Source organism: Gemmatimonadales bacterium, from assembly GCA_036265815.1.
Lineage (GTDB): Bacteria > Gemmatimonadota > Gemmatimonadetes > Gemmatimonadales > GWC2-71-9 > CAVVWJ01.
This window is the reverse complement of record DATAOI010000009.1, coordinates 21327-36879: the sequence shown is the minus strand read 5'-3', so window position 1 is coordinate 36879 and position 15553 is coordinate 21327. Positions and strand designations below refer to the sequence as shown.

General features: G+C 69.4%; 15 protein-coding genes. 5 read left to right on the top strand and 10 right to left on the bottom strand.

What is annotated here, in order from left to right:
- The 8 genes from VHR41_01380 to VHR41_01345 form a co-directional block, all read right to left on the bottom strand.
- Positions 1 to 225 (bottom strand): protein kinase (locus tag VHR41_01380; GenBank protein ID HEX3232817.1); only part of this gene is annotated, 225 nt, incomplete at its 3' end.
- A complete protein-coding gene (locus VHR41_01375; GenBank protein ID HEX3232816.1) occupies positions 222 to 407 on the bottom strand; it encodes a hypothetical protein in 186 nt (61 codons plus the stop codon). The genes VHR41_01375 and VHR41_01380, both read right to left, overlap by 4 nt.
- Positions 404 to 535 carry a hypothetical protein gene (locus tag VHR41_01370; protein HEX3232815.1) on the bottom strand — a complete coding sequence of 44 codons (132 nt, stop codon included), beginning with the start codon at positions 533 to 535 and terminating at the stop codon, positions 404 to 406. The genes VHR41_01375 and VHR41_01370 overlap by 4 nt, the downstream gene beginning before the upstream one ends.
- 125 nt (positions 536 to 660) lie before the next feature.
- Positions 661 to 3342: a protein kinase gene (locus VHR41_01365; protein ID HEX3232814.1), complete on the bottom strand. Its 2682-nt coding sequence runs from the start codon at positions 3340 to 3342 to the stop codon at positions 661 to 663.
- 98 nt (positions 3343 to 3440) lie between these two features.
- Positions 3441 to 4445, bottom strand: a complete 1005-nt coding sequence (gene ligD / locus VHR41_01360) for a non-homologous end-joining DNA ligase (protein ID HEX3232813.1) — start codon at positions 4443 to 4445, stop codon at positions 3441 to 3443.
- Positions 4442 to 5515, bottom strand: a complete 1074-nt coding sequence (gene ligD, locus VHR41_01355; protein ID HEX3232812.1) for a non-homologous end-joining DNA ligase — start codon at positions 5513 to 5515, stop codon at positions 4442 to 4444. The genes ligD (VHR41_01360) and ligD (VHR41_01355) overlap by 4 nt, the downstream gene beginning before the upstream one ends.
- The gene (locus VHR41_01350) at positions 5512 to 6348 is read right to left on the bottom strand and encodes a Ku protein (GenBank protein HEX3232811.1); all 837 of its coding nucleotides are present in this window, start codon (positions 6346 to 6348) and stop codon (positions 5512 to 5514) included. Before VHR41_01350 ends, ligD (VHR41_01355) begins: the two co-directional genes overlap by 4 nt.
- 170 nt (positions 6349 to 6518) lie before the next feature.
- Positions 6519 to 7586 carry a hypothetical protein gene (locus VHR41_01345; GenBank protein ID HEX3232810.1) on the bottom strand — a complete coding sequence of 356 codons (1068 nt, stop codon included), beginning with the start codon at positions 7584 to 7586 and terminating at the stop codon, positions 6519 to 6521.
- 324 nt (positions 7587 to 7910) lie between these two features.
- Between VHR41_01345 and VHR41_01340 the strand changes: the two genes are divergently transcribed.
- From VHR41_01340 to serC, 5 genes are all read left to right on the top strand, one after another.
- Complete coding sequence (locus tag VHR41_01340; GenBank protein HEX3232809.1) at positions 7911 to 8651, top strand: ATP-binding cassette domain-containing protein; 741 nt, start codon at positions 7911 to 7913, stop codon at positions 8649 to 8651.
- Positions 8648 to 10231, top strand: a complete 1584-nt coding sequence (locus VHR41_01335; GenBank protein ID HEX3232808.1) for a glycine betaine ABC transporter substrate-binding protein — start codon at positions 8648 to 8650, stop codon at positions 10229 to 10231. The genes VHR41_01340 and VHR41_01335 overlap by 4 nt, the downstream gene beginning before the upstream one ends.
- A gap of 181 nt (positions 10232 to 10412) precedes the next feature.
- Positions 10413 to 11639 carry a DUF1015 family protein gene (locus tag VHR41_01330; GenBank protein HEX3232807.1) on the top strand — a complete coding sequence of 409 codons (1227 nt, stop codon included), beginning with the start codon at positions 10413 to 10415 and terminating at the stop codon, positions 11637 to 11639.
- Between the two features lie 37 nt (positions 11640 to 11676).
- Complete coding sequence (locus VHR41_01325; GenBank protein ID HEX3232806.1) at positions 11677 to 12900, top strand: NAD(P)-dependent oxidoreductase; 1224 nt, start codon at positions 11677 to 11679, stop codon at positions 12898 to 12900.
- Positions 12897 to 14006, top strand: a complete 1110-nt coding sequence (gene serC, locus VHR41_01320; protein HEX3232805.1) for a 3-phosphoserine/phosphohydroxythreonine transaminase — start codon at positions 12897 to 12899, stop codon at positions 14004 to 14006. The genes VHR41_01325 and serC overlap by 4 nt, the downstream gene beginning before the upstream one ends.
- Before the next feature lie 6 nt (positions 14007 to 14012).
- Here the strand turns inward: serC and rho are convergent, their stop codons facing one another.
- Positions 14013 to 15134: a transcription termination factor Rho gene (gene rho / locus VHR41_01315; protein ID HEX3232804.1), complete on the bottom strand. Its 1122-nt coding sequence runs from the start codon at positions 15132 to 15134 to the stop codon at positions 14013 to 14015.
- On the bottom strand, positions 15134 to 15547 hold the full coding sequence (locus tag VHR41_01310; GenBank protein HEX3232803.1) for a SufE family protein: 414 nt from the start codon (positions 15545 to 15547) through the stop codon (positions 15134 to 15136). The genes rho and VHR41_01310 overlap by 1 nt, the downstream gene beginning before the upstream one ends.
- Positions 15548 to 15553 lie beyond the last annotated feature (6 nt).

The following is a 15553-nucleotide window of genomic DNA, read 5'->3' as shown; positions in this document are numbered from 1 at the left end:
GATGTGGGGGTGCTGCAGCTGGGCCGCGATCTCGATCTCCCGGAGAAAGCGGTCCGGGCCCATGCTGGCCGCCAGCTCGGGGCGGAGCACCTTGACCGCCACCTTGCGCCGATGCCGCACGTCCTCGGCCAGATACACCGTCGCCATGCCCCCCGCCCCCAGCTCCCGCTCCAGCACGTAGCGCTCGGCCAATGCCGCGGCGAGGGACGAGGAGCTCGCGGTCACTGGACTGCACCGATCTGCCGCAGCAGCGCCTGATAGCGCGGGTCGTTCTGCAGTGGCGCCCAGCGGTAGTTGAAGCCGAACCACCACTTGTGCTGGTTGGCAGAGGTCTTGAGAACCGCCAGGGCGGAGTCGGTGTCCCCGAGCGCCAGGAGTAGTAGCCGGGTGCGCAGTTCGGCGCTCATGAGCCGATGAGGACGTCGAGATGAAGCCCGCGGGCCATCCGGTTGAAGGCGCGGTCGGGCTCGCGCTGGAGGTAGCCGCTGATGCTGAACATCGCCAGCGCCACCTGCAGTTGGCCAGGCAGGTCCATAGGTTCCAGCTGGGGCTGGAGAGATTGTGAAGGCTATTGGGTAGAGAAAAGTAACCCGCGGGAACGAAGTGGGTAACGGCCCGGACCGGGACCGGGAAGCCGAGGGAGCGCCCCCAGCTGGCGGATCACGTCCCGGCGGCACCGAGGAGCTGTTGGAAATCCGCCCTCGACCGGAGTGGCGCCCACTCGGGCGAGGCCTTGAGGTACCCCACCGACACCAGCCCCGGCTGCGCCAGCAGGCTTCGCAGGTGCGCCACCGCCTCGTCGTGATGCCCCGCCAGGACCTCGATCCGCGTTTGCACGAGGACGAGGCCGGCGTTGGCAAGCTGATCCCGGTCGAACGGCAGCAGCTCGACGGCCCGGCGGGCTTCCTGCAGTCCCGCTTCCGCCTGACCCAGCCCGGCCAAGGCGACCCCCAGGTTCGCGTGCACCTCCGGATCGTCAGGCTGCTGGGCCACCACCCGGCGAAGTCGGGCCGCGGCGGAATCGAAGTACGCTCGGGCCACGGCCGGTCGTTCGAGGTACTGATACCCGGTTGCCCGGGCGAGGTAGTAGGTCGCCGAATCGGCATCGAGTGGACTCATCGGGACCCGCAGGAGGGAGTCTTCGCTCTCGGGGCTCAGGAGCCGCGCCCCGACCGGCCCGACCACAACCATCTGGAAATTCGAGAGACTCCTCTGTCGGATCTCCTCGGGAGCACGGGCGAATTCAGCACGGGCGGCCGCGAAGTCACCCGTCAGCGCAAGGCGGATATACGCGCGGTAATTCCAGCTGAAGTAGTTCGCTGGGTCGATACTCAAGGCCTTGTCCAGCTCGGCGAGTGCCTCCTGGTATCGCTTCATCAGGAAGAGGGTCTCGCCTAACCCCGCCTGAATCCCTACATCCCGGGGATTGTCGGCGACGGCGCGCCGCAGGCTTTGGACGGCCGCATCCCAGTGTCCCAGCCGCCGGGACACGAGTGCGACGCCATAGAGGGAGCCGTTGTGGGCCGGTGACAGGGCCAGCGCCTGCTGAAACGCGGCCAGCGCCTTGGTGTAGTCCCGGTGCCCCCAATAGTGGTAATAGCCCAGCGCGGCGTAGGAGTCCGGATCCTTCGGTGCCAGGCTCAGCGCGCGATCGACCGCCACCTTGGCGGCGGCCAGCAGCTTCTCGCTCTTGTCGTACCCAAACCAGTAGCCGCTCAGACGAGCGTTGGCGAGCTCGGCCCAGGCCTTGGCAAAGTTGGAGTCCAGTGCCACGGCACGCTCCAGCAGGGCCTGGCTCTCCCGGAATCCAGCCTCCGTATTCACGGCCCCGGCCCGAAGATATACGTCGTACGCTTCGAGGTTCTCGGTCGGCCGGGTCGCCAGCTCCTGCTGCTGATGGGGAGACAATGCGACGCCAAGGCCCGCCGCGACCGCCTCCGCGATCTGCGCCTGAACCTCGAACACCTGGGAGAGGACGGCGTCGTAGCGCTGGGCCCAGACGTTGGTCCCATCGCTCACTCGCACCAGCTCGGGGCTCACCCGTACCCGGCCCGGGCCATCCCCCGTCTTCTCCCATCGGATGGTGCCCTGGAGGACGTACTGCACGCCCAGCTCCTCGCCCAGTTGCTGAAGCGGCTTGTGCAGCCGGCGGTACTGGTCGGCGCTCTCCCGGGCGATCACCGACACGCCCTGAAGTCCGGTCAGCTTGGTGCGGATCTCGTCGGTGATACCGTCGGCGAAGTAGCCCTGCGCCGAGTCGCCCATGTTCTCAAAGGGCAGCACTACCAAGCGGACCGCGCCGCCGGTCTCCTCCGTCCCTCGGTGGCTCTTGCGCCAGGCGAACAGCACGCCCAGGCCCAGCAGGAAGCCGAGCGCCAGGGTGGCGGCGCCGATCGGGAGCCGCCGTCGCCCCGCAGCACTCGGACCAGCGGTGGGAGTAGCAATGGTGGTCGGGGGAGCCAGCACCGCCGTCCTGGCCGAGGAGGACACCGAGGACAGTGCCTGCGCCAACTCCGCGGGGGTCCGGAATCGGTCTGCTGGCACCGTCGCGAGCGCGCGCTGGATCGCCAGATCCACAGTCTCCGGCACGCCGGGACGTCCGCGCCGCACGCTCGGGATCGGCTCGTGAAAGCGCTTGGCCAAGACCGCCTGGGCGGTGGGACCGGTGTACGGTGGCTCGCCCGCGAGCATCTCGTAGAGCACACAGCCGAGGCTATAGACGTCCGTCCGCGGATCCAGCTCCCGTTCCCCCGCGGCCTGCTCGGGACTCATGTACGCAGGCGTGCCCACCGCGAGGCCGGTCTGGGTCAGCGCCTCGTCCGCGCTCCCGAGCGCCCGGGCGATGCCGAAGTCGGCCACCAGAACGTCGCCGTCGCTGGTGAGGAGCACATTCTCCGGCTTCACGTCGCGGTGGACGATGCCGTGCCGGTGGGCGTAGTCCAGGCCGGACGCTGCCTCGCGGGTAATGCGGATGGCGTCGTCGATCGAGAGCTGGTGCTCGCGCCGGAGCCGGTCGCGCAAGGACTCCCCCTCCACGTAGGGCATGGTGAACCAGAGGAGTCTCGGCCCCTCATGGTCGGGTGCCACCTCGCCTGAGTCGTAAACCGTGAGGATATGGGGATGCTGCAGCCGTGCCGCCACTCGGATCTCCCGCTGGAAGCGCTCGGGGCCCAACGCGGCGGCGAGATCGGGCTCGAGCACTTTGAGGGCGACCGGCCGGTCATGCCGGAGATCGTGCGCCAGGTACACCGTGGCCATGCCACCACGGCCAAGCTCTCGCTCGATCCGATAGCGATCCGCTAACGCCTGGCGCAATCGGTTGAGCGGCTCGGCGGTGCCCATGGGCGAGCCCCGATGGGGGAAACCTTTGGGAAACCTTGGTTGTGCTGGAGTGTTCGAAACCTACCGTGAAGCCCGGAGGCAAGCGAGGGGCACCAACCCTACTCCTCCCGTCCCACCTCGGCCGCCGCCTTGTCCTCCCGGAGCCCGAGGAAGCGCGGATGCCGGAGCAGCCCCGCCGGCGTCCACTCCGCGAAGCCGATCTGTGCCACCAGCCGCGGCGTCACCCACCGCACCTCGCCCGCGGGCGCGGGCCCTGGCGCGAATGGTGACGTCCGCCGGTGCAGCGGCGTGAGCCGCCGGTGAAGCAGCTCGAGAGTCGACCGGTCGTATCCGGTGCCCACCTTGCCGGCGTACTTGAGCGAGCCGTTTTCGTAATACCCCACCAGGAGCGCGCCGAGGTTCTCGCGCGAGCCTTTGGGCGCCGTGTACCCGCCGATCACGAACTCCTGCTGGTGCACGCACTTGACCTTGAGCCAGTCGAGCGATCGGGCGCTCACGTAGCGGCTCTCCGCCCGCTTGGCGATGATGCCTTCCGCGCCCTTGGCGCACGCCTCCCGAAACATCGCCGCCGAGCCGGTGGTCTTGTACGGAGTGAAGCGGATCGGCGCGTCGAACCAGACGACGTCGCGCAGCACCGCCTTCCGGTCGATCAGCGGCAGGGCGGTGAGATCGACCCCCTCGTAGAAGAGACAGTCGAAGAGATAAAGCTCGACCCCCACGCCGGTGCGCCGCGCGCGGGTGGCATCCCGGAGCTGCATCCGGCGCTGCAGCCGGGCGAAGCTGCTCAGGCCGGTGGCCGGATCCACCGCGACCACCTCGCCATCGAGCACCGCGTCACCCCTGACAGAGTGGGTAAGCGCGTCGACCAGCTCGGGGTACGCGGACTCCAGCGGTTTCCGGTTGCGGGAGAAGAGCTTGATCGCCCCACCCTGGGCGTAGACCAGCACCCGGACACCGTCGAGCTTGGGCTCGTAGACCCACTCGCCACCCCGCGGCAGCGCCTCGGTGAGGGTTGCCAGCATAGGGGCCATCCAGGCGGCCTGCGCGCGGTAGCGCAGCCGGTGTCGGCCGTCTCTCGCCAGCGACTCCAGCCGCCCGCTCATCCCGCCCTCCTCAACCCGAGCACCTCGGCCAGATCCTGTCGCGCCTCGAGCATGCCGGTCCAGGGGTCGCCACCCGCTTCGAGCCGGTCGGACGCGGTGTCGAGCGTGAAGTCGGTCGGATAGATCTCCTCAAGCTCGTCCCAGCTCACCGGCATCGAGACCGTCGCCGCCGCGTGCCGTCGAGGCGAGAATGGCACCGCCAGCGACTTCCCCCGGCTGTTCTGGTTGTAGTCGAAGAAGATCTTCCCGGTGCGGAGCTTCACCGTCCATTCGGTGGTGACCTCACGCGGCCGATCCCGCTGCACGTGCTGCGCGATGGTCTCGGCCACCCGCCGGGCCGCGTCGAAGTCGAGGTTGCGCACGATCGGCAGATAGAGGTGCAGCCCGGTCCGGCCCGACGTCTTGACGAAGGTGGTGAGACCAAGGCCCTCGAGTACCTCGCGGATGTGCAGCGCGAGCTGCCGCGTGCGGACGAACGCCCGCCTATGGAGCTCGGGCTCCTCGCCGCGTCCCTCCTTGCCGGAGTAGAGATACGGGTCGAGATCGAAGACCACGAAGTCGGGGTAGTTGAGGATCGAGCGCTCCAGCGCCGCCTCCGAGCCGGTGAAGCGACGGCTCTTTCCGCGGGCGTCCGGCTCCGGATTGGTGCGGGAGAACCAGCCGTGCAGCTCGAGCCCCGCCATCTGCCCCAGCCAGAGGAGCGTCACCAGGTTCTCGCAGAGGAGGTAGTCGCCGTCGCGGTCGCCGTGGGCGGAGTAGATCCGCACGGTGCGGGCGAACGGCGGCGCGGGCTCCCAGTGCTTCTGGAAGAAGCTCTTGCCGTTGACGCCGCCGGGAAAACGGGTGAGGAAGATCGGCCGGTCCGCCAGATGCGGCAGCATCCACGGCGAGACCCGCGCGAAGTAGCGCAGCAGATCGCGCTTGGTGTGCGGCCGCCCGCGCCCCACCTTGGGCCAGAGCGCCTTCTCCAGGTTGGTGACGGGAAGCTCGTAGCCGTCGACCGAGAGGGTGAGACTCGCGGCCGGAGCCGCGAGCTGCTCGAGCACCGGCACGGCCGTCCGACGGCTCACCCCACCTTCCTCGTGCGCCGCTGCGCCCGCACCGGCTTGCGGGCACGTGCGGCCGGCTTGGGCTTGCCTTTCCGCGCCGCCTCGACGCTCTTCCGGAGCGCGTCCGCCAGGTCGATGACCCGGGTCTCGCGCGCCGGCGGGGCCTTCACCACCTGGCGGCCCTCGAGCTTGGCCTCGATCAGCTGCGCCAGCGCCTCCCGGTAGTGGTCCTGATACTCCCCCGGATCGAACGGCTTCCGCAGCAGCTCGATGAGAGTGAACGCCATGTCCAGCTCACGGTCGCTCACCCGTGCCGCCGACAGGTCCACGCCCGATTCCTTGCGCACCTCGTCGGGATAGAAGAGCGTCTCCAGCATCAGCACCTCGTCGCGCGGCCGCAGCGCGCAGAGCTGCTCTTTCTTCCGGATGGTGATGGTGGCGAGTGCCGTGAGCTTCTTCTTCTCCAGCGCGCGGAGCAGGAGGGCGTACGGCTTCTCCGCGCGCTCGTCGGGAGAGAGGTAATAGCTCTTCTCGTAGAAGACGGGATCGATCTCCTGCTCCTCCACGAACCCGCTCAGCTCGATCACGTGTTTGCTCGGGAGCGGCAGCTTCTCGAAGTCTTCGTCCGTGAGGGTGACGTACTGGTCCTTGGCGTACTCGTAGCCCCGCACCGTCTCGCCCCAGGGCACCTCCACCTCGTCAGTAGGACACCAGCGCACTTGTTTGAGCCGGGTGCCACAGGTGGAGTGGAGCAGGTGAAAGGAGATGTCCTTACTCTCCGTGGCCCCGTGAAGCTTGACCGGGATGCTGACCATCCCGAAGCTGATCGACCCGCTCCAGATCGCCCTCGCCATAGCGCTCCCCCCGCAAATGGAGGCACCCGTGTGGAGAACCGAACGGTTGTCCACACCGTGCACGGGATATCCACAGAGTTGTCAACATAACTTGTTGACAAATAACAACTTACGTGGATGGATTATGCCGGCGGGAAACAGTCTAAGCGGTGACTCGGCTCACGGGAAGATCAGGGGGTCGAGCTCTGCGTCGGACGGGTTCCGCCGACCGCGCGAAGAATGCGGCCGATCGCGTTGGAGTCGGCTGCCGACTTGGGCAGCACCGAGAGCGAGTCGGTGGCCGGGAGCACCGGCGCCGAGATGTCGACATCGACCGGAGCGGGCTCGATGACTGGGGTGGAATCCGTCGCGCCACTCTTGGGTACCACGTTCTTCGCGGCGACGACCGGCTTATCCCCGGCAGGCTTGGCGCCGATCGTCCCCGGCGCGAATGCCGGGCCCGGCACCGTGACCATCGCGGCGCCGGTGCTGCTCGACGCCGAAGCAGTCGGGCGCGGCGCGGTCGCGCGGAGCGGGGGCGGCTCCGGGCGATCGGCCGCCGGCACCGAGTGATTGATGGACCTGGCCCGCGGCGCAACCAGCGTGGCGGGCCGCGCGGAAGCACGCATCATCACGAAGGTGCAGGCCACGACGACCGACGCCACGACGGCGACCTGCACCATCCGCCGTCCGCCCGCATGCACCCGTGCCGGCGAGGCATGCGCCACCGGCTCTTCGGCGGGGGTGACTTCCGGATAGCTCAGCTTCGCCAGGAGGAGCACTGGGGAATCCACCGGTGGCGCCGGCGCCTTCGCTTCCCACGGCATCTTCATCGGCGCAGGCGCACGCACAGGAGCGGGCGCGGGTGCTGGCGCCGGTGCGGGCATCGGCGTATCCCGGGGACTGGCCACTGGGGCCGGCCGCGACATCGGGGCAGGCGTCTGGCGCGGCGCGTAGGCGGGCTCAGACACGGGGGTGAGGGTCGGCTCAGGCGCTGGGGCGAGAATCGGCGCGGGCAGGGGCCCCGACCCCGCGCCAACAGGCACCGGTTGGGCCATGGCGCGCGGCGCCGTCTTCGAGTTCAGGATTTCCATCGCCTTCTTGTAGTGCGGATGGAACTCAATCGGGAGCCACTTCTGCGACGCGTTATGGTAGATCCGCGCGCGGGGAGAGATGACGCCGTTCCGCACCCCGATGGCCAGCTCCTCGATCGTCCGGAAGACGGTTTCCTCGCCGGGCGACAGCTCGATCCGGTACATGGCTGGTCCCCTCGATATGGGCCGGTGGAACCCCCATCAGCACGCCAATTTCATGCGCGTTTCATGCGCGTTCTCGATGCATCTTTCTGCATGGCGGGGTCGCAGTCGCAGTGCCGTGCGGAAGTGATCGGCGCGTGAGCCGGCCGCCGCGATCGTACTCGCGAAGCACGCCCGGATGATGCGGTTACCCGCGGGCCGTTCCGCCGAGTGCAATCCGCTGTGGTGCAGGGATGTGCGCGAGGCACGACACATCGCGAGGCCACCTGGCCATCGGGCGGAGCGCAGCCTCTGGTAGTTTGCGAGAGCGCGGCGGTAACTTGGCAGATGCCCAACGGCCCGGCGCTGCAGGCGATCGAGCTCTCCAAGCGGTTCGGCCCGGTCGCGGCACTCGACCGGGTCTCGATCGAGGTGCACCCCGGCGAGTGCGTCGCCCTGATCGGCGAGAGCGGCGCCGGAAAGAGTACCCTGCTTCGCTGCTTCAACCGGATGACCGATCCGGACCAGGGACAAGTGCTGGTCGACGGCGCCGACGTCGGCCGGATGGACCCGATACCGCTGCGGCGTCGGGTGGGCTATGTCCCCCAGGATGGCGGGCTGCTTCCGCATTGGCGGGTACTGCGGAACGTGGCGCTGGTGCCCTGGCTCCGGGGCCTGCCGGACCAGGCGGCGCTGGCCGAGCGCGCGCTTCGGCGCGTCGGTCTTGAGCCGGAGGTCTTCGGTGCCCGCTGGCCTCGGGATCTCTCCGGCGGGCAGCGGCAGCGGGTCGCGGTGGCTCGGGCGCTCGCCGCCGGTCCCGATATCGTCCTGCTCGACGAGCCGTTCGGTGCGCTCGACGCCATCACCCGCGCCGATCTCCAGACCAGCTTCCTGGCCTTGCGCGCGGAGCTGGGCCTGACCCTGCTCCTGGTGACGCACGATCTGCAGGAAGCGCTGCTGCTGGCGGACCGCATTGCGGTGATGCGGGACGGCCGGATCGAGCAGGTCGCTCCGCCGGCCGCCCTGCGCGACGCGCCGGCCACCGAGTACGTGCGGGAGCTGCTGCGTCGCGCGCGAGTGGCCGGATGAGACGCCTGGTGCTGCCTGCCCTCTTGTTGATGTCGCCCCTCGTGACCGCGCCCGTGGCCCCACCGTACCTGGCAGCGCAGGATCGGGAGACCCGTCCTGTCATCGTCGCCTCCAAGCCGTTCGGCGAGTCGTACGTGCTGGCGGAGATGTTCGCCCAGATCCTGGAGGCGCGCGGCTACCGGGTGGACCGCCGGCTGGGGCTGGGCGCCACCGAGATCGCGTTCGGCGCCATCCGGAGCGGTGCCATCGACGTCTATCCGGAGTACACCGGCACCGGGCTGCTCGCGATCCTGGGCGAGCGTCCGACCTCCGACCCGCTCGAGGTCTACGACAGGGTCTCCCGCCAGTTCCGCGACCGCTACGACGTGCGCTGGTTGCCGCCCCTGGGCTTCCAGAACACCTACGCCATCGCGGTCAGGCGGGAGACCGCGCGCCGCTTTGGCCTGGCCACCCTCAGCGATCTCGCGCGGGTCGGTCCACAGCTCCGTGCCGGGCTCACAGCCGACTTCATCGGCCGGTCCGATGGATTGCCCGGCCTGGCCAAAGCGTACGGACTCCGGCTGGCGTCGGTGGGCGCCCTGCTTCCCGCCATCAAGTATCAGGCGCTCGCCGCGGGCGAGGTCGACGTCATCGACGGGTACTCCACCGACGGCCTGATCGCGCGCTACGACCTGGTGGTGCTGCGGGACGACCGCGGCTTCTTCCCGCCCTACGAGGCGGCCGCCATGGTGGGTCCGGCCCTCGCCACCCGGATGCCCGGCGCGGTGGCGGCGCTGACCGAGTTGAGCGGGCGTCTCCGCGAGCAGACGATGCGGGAGCTCAACCGCCGGCTCGAGGTCACCGGCGAGCCGGTCTCCCGCGTCGCCGCCGACGCCCTGCGGGAGTTGGGACTCACGGGCGCCACCCGGGCCGGCCCGCGAACGGCGCCCGAGGCGCGTGCGGGCGTGGTGGCCTATCTCTGGGAGCAGCGCCGCCACATCCTCGACCTGACCGGCAGGCACCTGCTCCTGGTTGCCGTGTCGCTCGCCGCGGCGGTGGCCCTGGCGCTCCCGCTCGGCCTCGCGCTGGAGCGGCGCTCGGCGAGTGCCGAGTCGGTAATCCGCGCGGTCGGACTGCTGCAGACGGTGCCGAGCATCGCGCTGCTCGCGTTCATGATCCCGCTGCTGGGGATCGGCGTCGTGCCGGCGCTGGTGGCCTTGTTCCTCTACTCGTTGTACCCGATCCTGCGGAACACCTACACCGGCGTCCGCAATGCCGCGCCCGAAGCGGTCGGTGCGGCGCTGGCGCTGGGCATGACACCGGGCCAGATCCTCCGCTACGTGCGGCTACCGCTGGCCGCACCGGTGATCATGGCGGGAATCCGGACGGCGGCCGTGATCGACGTCGGCACGGCGACCCTCGCGGCGTTCATCGGCGCCGGCGGCCTGGGCGATCCGATCGCCGCCGGGCTGGCCCTCTCGGACACCCGCATGATCCTCTCCGGCGCCCTCCCCGCGGCGCTGCTGGCGCTGGCGGTGGACGCGGGGTTGGGGAGGGTGGAGGGAAGGTGGGGCAAGGTGGGGCAAGGTGGGGCAGGGTGAGGCAGGGTGGGGGGACGGGCGGGTGCCGGTGACCTCGTGCTACCTTGCCTCACCCTGCCTCACCCTGCCTCACCCTGCCTCACCCTGCCTCACCTTGCCCCACCTTGCCCCACCTTGCCCCACCTTGCCTCACCCTGCCCCACCTTGCCCCACCTTGCCCCACCTTGATACCCTTGCCCCCATGCGCCTCAATCCCTTCCGCGCGCTTCGGCCCCCGGCTGAGCTGGCCGCCCGCGTGGCGGCCGTGCCATATGACGTGGTCAGCCGAGCGGAAGCCGCCGAGCTCGCGCGGGACAATCCGTACAGCTTCCTCCATGTCGGCCGGTCCGACGTCGATCTGCCTGAGGGCGTCGACCCTCACGATCCGCGGGTCTACGGGGTGGCGCGCGAAGCCCTGGACCGGTTCAAGGCGGAGGGGATTCTCCTGCGCGAGCCGGAGCCGTCGCTCTATCTGTATCGCCAGGAGATGAACGGCCGAGCCCAGACCGGCGTGGTCGGCTGCGTCCATATCGACGACTACGAGCACGACATCATCCGGAAGCACGAGAAGACCCGGCAGGACAAGGAGGATGACCGTACCCGCCACATCCTCGCCCTGGGCGCCCACGCGGAGCCGGTCTTCCTGACCTATCGCGGTCATCGCGAGATCGACCGGTTGACCCAGCAGATCACCCGAGCGAGCGCCCCGCTGTACGACTTCACCGCACCCGATGGCGTGCGGCACCTCGTCTGGCGGGTCCCCGATCCCGGCCGGTTCGTGGAGCTGTTCCGTACCATCCCGGACGCGTACGTCGCCGATGGCCACCACCGTTCCGCCGGCGCCTGGCGGGCCGGCAGGGAGATCCGGTCCCGCCCGCCGGAGCACCGCCGCAATGGCGAGTACAACTGGTTCCTCGCCGTGCTGTTTCCCGCGGAGCAGCTGCGAATCCTGCCCTACAACCGCGTGGTGCGCGATCTGAACAACCAGGGAGAGAGCGGAGTGCTCGCCCGCCTCTCCCGGGTCGGCCGGATGAGCATCACCGCTCATCCGGTGCCACCGCACCCCCACAGCTTCGCCATCTACCTGCCCCGCCGGTGGTACCTGCTGGAGCTCGACGACAGCACGATCGACCGGCGCGATCCCATCGCCGCGCTCGACGTCTCCCTGCTCCAGGACCGCGTGCTCGGCCCCATCCTTGGCGTGGGTGACCCGCGTACCGACAAGCGGATCGACTTCGTCGGCGGCATCCGCGGCACCGCCGAGCTGGAGCGCCGGGTGGACTCGGGCGAGATGGCGATCGCCTTCGCGTTGTATCCCACCTCGCTGGAGCAGCTCATGGCGGTGGCCGACGCGGGGGAGATCATGCCGCCCAAGAGCACCTGGTTCGAGCCCAAGCTGCGGAGCGGGCTGTTCGTGCATACCTTGTAGGCTCGATGCTCTGGACTCTGGCAGGCGGGATCGGCTGATGAAGGTGTTGATCGCGGACAAGTTCGAGAAGGTCGGGGTGGACGGGCTCAAGGAGCTCGGCTGCACCGTCGTGGCGCAGCCGGACGCCAAGGCGGAGGAGCTGCCTCGGCTCATCCGGGAGGTCGATCCCCACATTCTCATCGTACGCGGCACCAAGGTGAGCGGAGAAGCACTCAAGGCCGGCACCGCGCTCACTCTGGTGATCCGGGCCGGCGCGGGGATCGACACCATCGACGTCGTCACCGCATCGAGCCAGGGCGTGTTCGTCTCCAACTGCCCCGGGAAGAACTCGATCGCCGTGGCGGAGCTGGCGCTTGCGCTCCTGCTGGCCTGCGACCGGCGGATCCCCGACCAGGCGCTCGATCTCCGGCAGGGTCGCTGGAACAAAGGCGAGTACGGCAAGGCCCGGGGTCTCCACGGCCGCAGGCTCGGGATCGTGGGTCTGGGCCCGATCGGTCGGGAGATTGCCAAACGGGCGCAGGCGTTCGGCATGCGGGTCATCGCCTGGTCGCGGAGCCTCACCACCGAGGAAGCCGAGCGGCTCGGCGTGGCCTACGCGGAGACGCCGCTCGACGTGGCGCGGCTGGCGGACGCGGTCAGCATCAACGTCGCGGCCAACGCGGAGACCAAGCACCTGGTGAATGCCGAGTTCCTGGCGGCGATGCGGCCGGGGGCGTACCTGATCAACACCTCCCGCGGATCCGTGGTAGACGAGGCCGCCCTGAGGGAGGCGATCCGGACCAAGGGCATCCGCGCCGGCCTCGACGTCTTCCAGGGCGAGCCGGCCGGAGCCAGCGGTGGGTTCGGCAATGAGATCGTGCAGGAGCCCGGGGTGTACGGCACCCACCACGTCGGCGCCTCCACCGAGCAGGCCCAGGTGGCAATCGCCCACGAGGTCATCCGCATCGTGCAGACCTTCCAGGCCAGCGGCGAGGTGCCCAACGTGGTGAATCGCCTGGCCCGGAGCTCGGCCACCCACGTGCTGTCGATCCGGCACCGGAACCGGCCCGGCGTGCTGGCCCACGTGTTCGGCGTGCTGGCGGGGGCCACCATCAATGTCGAGGAAGTCGAGAACATCATCTATCATGGCGCGCAGGCCACGCTGGCGCGGATCCACCTCGACGGCGAGCCGACCAACGGCGCGCTGGAACGGATCCGCAGCGGCAATGCCGACATCATCAGCGTGGAGCTGAGCGAGATCGACGGGAGGAACCCAGCATGACCGACCGCATCCACAACTTCAGCGCCGGCCCCGCGGTCCTCCCCGAACCGGTGCTCCGGAAGGCGCAGGAGGCCGTCTGGAACGTGGCCGGCAGCGGTATCGGGATCGTGGAGCACAGCCACCGGGGCAAGGTGTTCGACCGGATCCTGGACGAGGCGGAGCGGGCCTGCCGCGACCTGGCCGGCATCCCCGACAACTACCGGGTGCTCTTCCTCCAGGGCGGCGCCTCGCTCCAGTTCTCCATGGTGCCGATGAACCTGCTCCCGGCCGGGCGCACCGCCGATTTCCTGCTCACCGGCGTCTGGGCCCAGAAGGCGGTGAAGGAGGCCAAGGTCCTGGGCGCCAAGGTGCACATCGCGGCGAGCAGCGAGTCCACCAACTTCGACCGGATCCCCGCGCCCGAGGAGATCCGCTGGTCGGCCGATCCGGTCTACGCCCACGTCACCACCAACAACACCATCTACGGCACCCAGTGGCGCACCGAGCCCGCGGTGCCGGCCGGCGTGCCCCTCGTGGCCGACACCTCGAGCGACATGTACAGCCGCCCGATCGACGTCCGGAAGTACGGGCTGATCTATGCGGGCGCGCAGAAGAACCTGGGGCCCAGCGGCGTCGTCCTGGTCATCATTCGGGACGATCTGGTCGAGGCGGGCCCCAAGACCCTGCCGACCATGCTGCAGTATCGCACCTTCGCCGCCGAGCGCTCGCTCTATAACACGCCGCCCACCTTCGGCATCTACCTCATGGGCGAGGTGTTCAAGTGGATCCAGGCGCAGGGCGGGCTGGCCGCCATGGCCGAGCTCAACGAGGCCAAAGCCCGGCTGCTTTACGAGTACATCGATGCGAGCGATTTCTTCCGGGGAACGGTGCAGCCCGACAGCCGCTCGCTGATGAACGTCTGCTTTCGCGCGCCCACCGAGGAGCTGGAGAACCGGTTCATCGCCGAGGCCACGAAGCGGGGGCTGGACGGTCTCAAGGGGCACCGCTCGGTAGGCGGGATGCGCGCCAGCATCTACAACGCCTGCCCTCCGGCCGCGGTGGAGGCGCTGGTGGCGTTCATGAAGGAGTTCGAGACGGCCAACCGCGCGGCGGCCGCGCGGACCTGAGGACGCTCACCCCGCGGCGAGGGCCTGGATCAGCTCTTCGTTGGTCTTGGCCCGGCGCATGTCGGTGAGCAGGTCGTTCATGGCGTTGATCGGTGACATCCCGGCGATCCGCTGGCGCAAGAGACGGGTCACCGCCAGCGCCTCCTGGGACAGCAGCAGCTCCTCCCGCCGGGTGGCGCTCGCCACCAGGTCGATCGCCGGATAGATCCGCCGCTCCGCCAGCTCCCGGCTCAGCACCAGCTCGCTGTTGCCGGTGCCTTTGAACTCCTCGAAGATCACCTGGTCCATCCGGCTCCCCGTATCCACCAGCGCGGTGGCGATGATGGTGAGCGAGCCGCCGCCTTGCGCCGGGTCGATCTTCCGGGCGCTTCCCAGAAACCGCTTCGGCCGTTCCAGCGATTGGGCGTCGAGCCCGCCCGAGAGCGTCCGCCCCGTCCCCTTCTCGACCGTGTTGTACGCCCGCGCCAGGCGGGTGAGCGAGTCCACGATCAGCACCACGTCCTCGCCCAGCTCCACCCGCCGGCGGGCCCGCTCCAGGATGAGCTCCGCGGCGGCGACGTGCTGGCTGGCGGGGTTGTCGAAGCTGGAGGCCACCACCTCGCCTACGCCGGCGGCCTCCATCTCGAACACCTCCTCCGGCCGCTCATCCACCAGGAGGATGAGCAACTCCGCCTGGGGATAGTTGGTGGCCACGCCCTGGGCGATCGATTCCAGGATCATCGTCTTCCCCGCCTTGGCGGGCGCCACGATGAGGGCGCGCTGACCCTTCCCGAAGGGACAGAGGATGTCGACGACCCGATTGGTGAAGTCGGGCTGTCCCTGACGGGTGAGGCCGCACTCCAGCCGGAGCTGCTCGTTCGGGTGGATCGCGCCGAGCCGGTTGAAATCGAGACGCCGGCGGACCTCCTCGGGCGGGCGCCCGTTGATGCTGGTCACCCGCTCCAGGGTCGGCGCGCGGCCCTTCCCACCGGGGCGGGTGGTGCCGTCGATCTCGTCGCCGGGGCGAAGCTCGAACTGTCGAATGACCCGCTCCCCCACGTGCACGTCCCCGTTGGCCGGCAGATAGCCCGCCTCGCGACGCCGGAGGAAGCCGCTCCCTTTCCCGGCGAGCTCCAGAATGCCGAGCATCAGGCGTCGGCCACGGAGCGCTTGATCCGATGCAGGATGGCGTAGAGCCCCTGGGTCCGGGTCATGCCCAGCGTCTCGCTCAGGCCGAGTTGGTCGAGCAGGTCGTCCGGGATGGCGGCCACCTTCTCCGGTGGCAATCCGTCGAGGGTCCTCGCCAGGAGCGAGATGAAGCCGCGCACCGTCGGCGACTCCCGCGCTACGTCGGCATGGATGTGCACCTGGCCGTTCTCCACCTCCACCCAGAGAAAGACCGGTGTCTGACACTCGTGCACCCGGCCGGCGCCCCGCGTCTTCTCCTCCTCGTACCGGACAGGGAGCGGCGGCAGCTTGCGGGAATAGTCGAGCAGGGTTTCCAGCCGGGTGGTGCGGTCGGCGGCCTTGAATCTCGGAATGAGGGTCTCGAGGGTGGGCATTTTCGG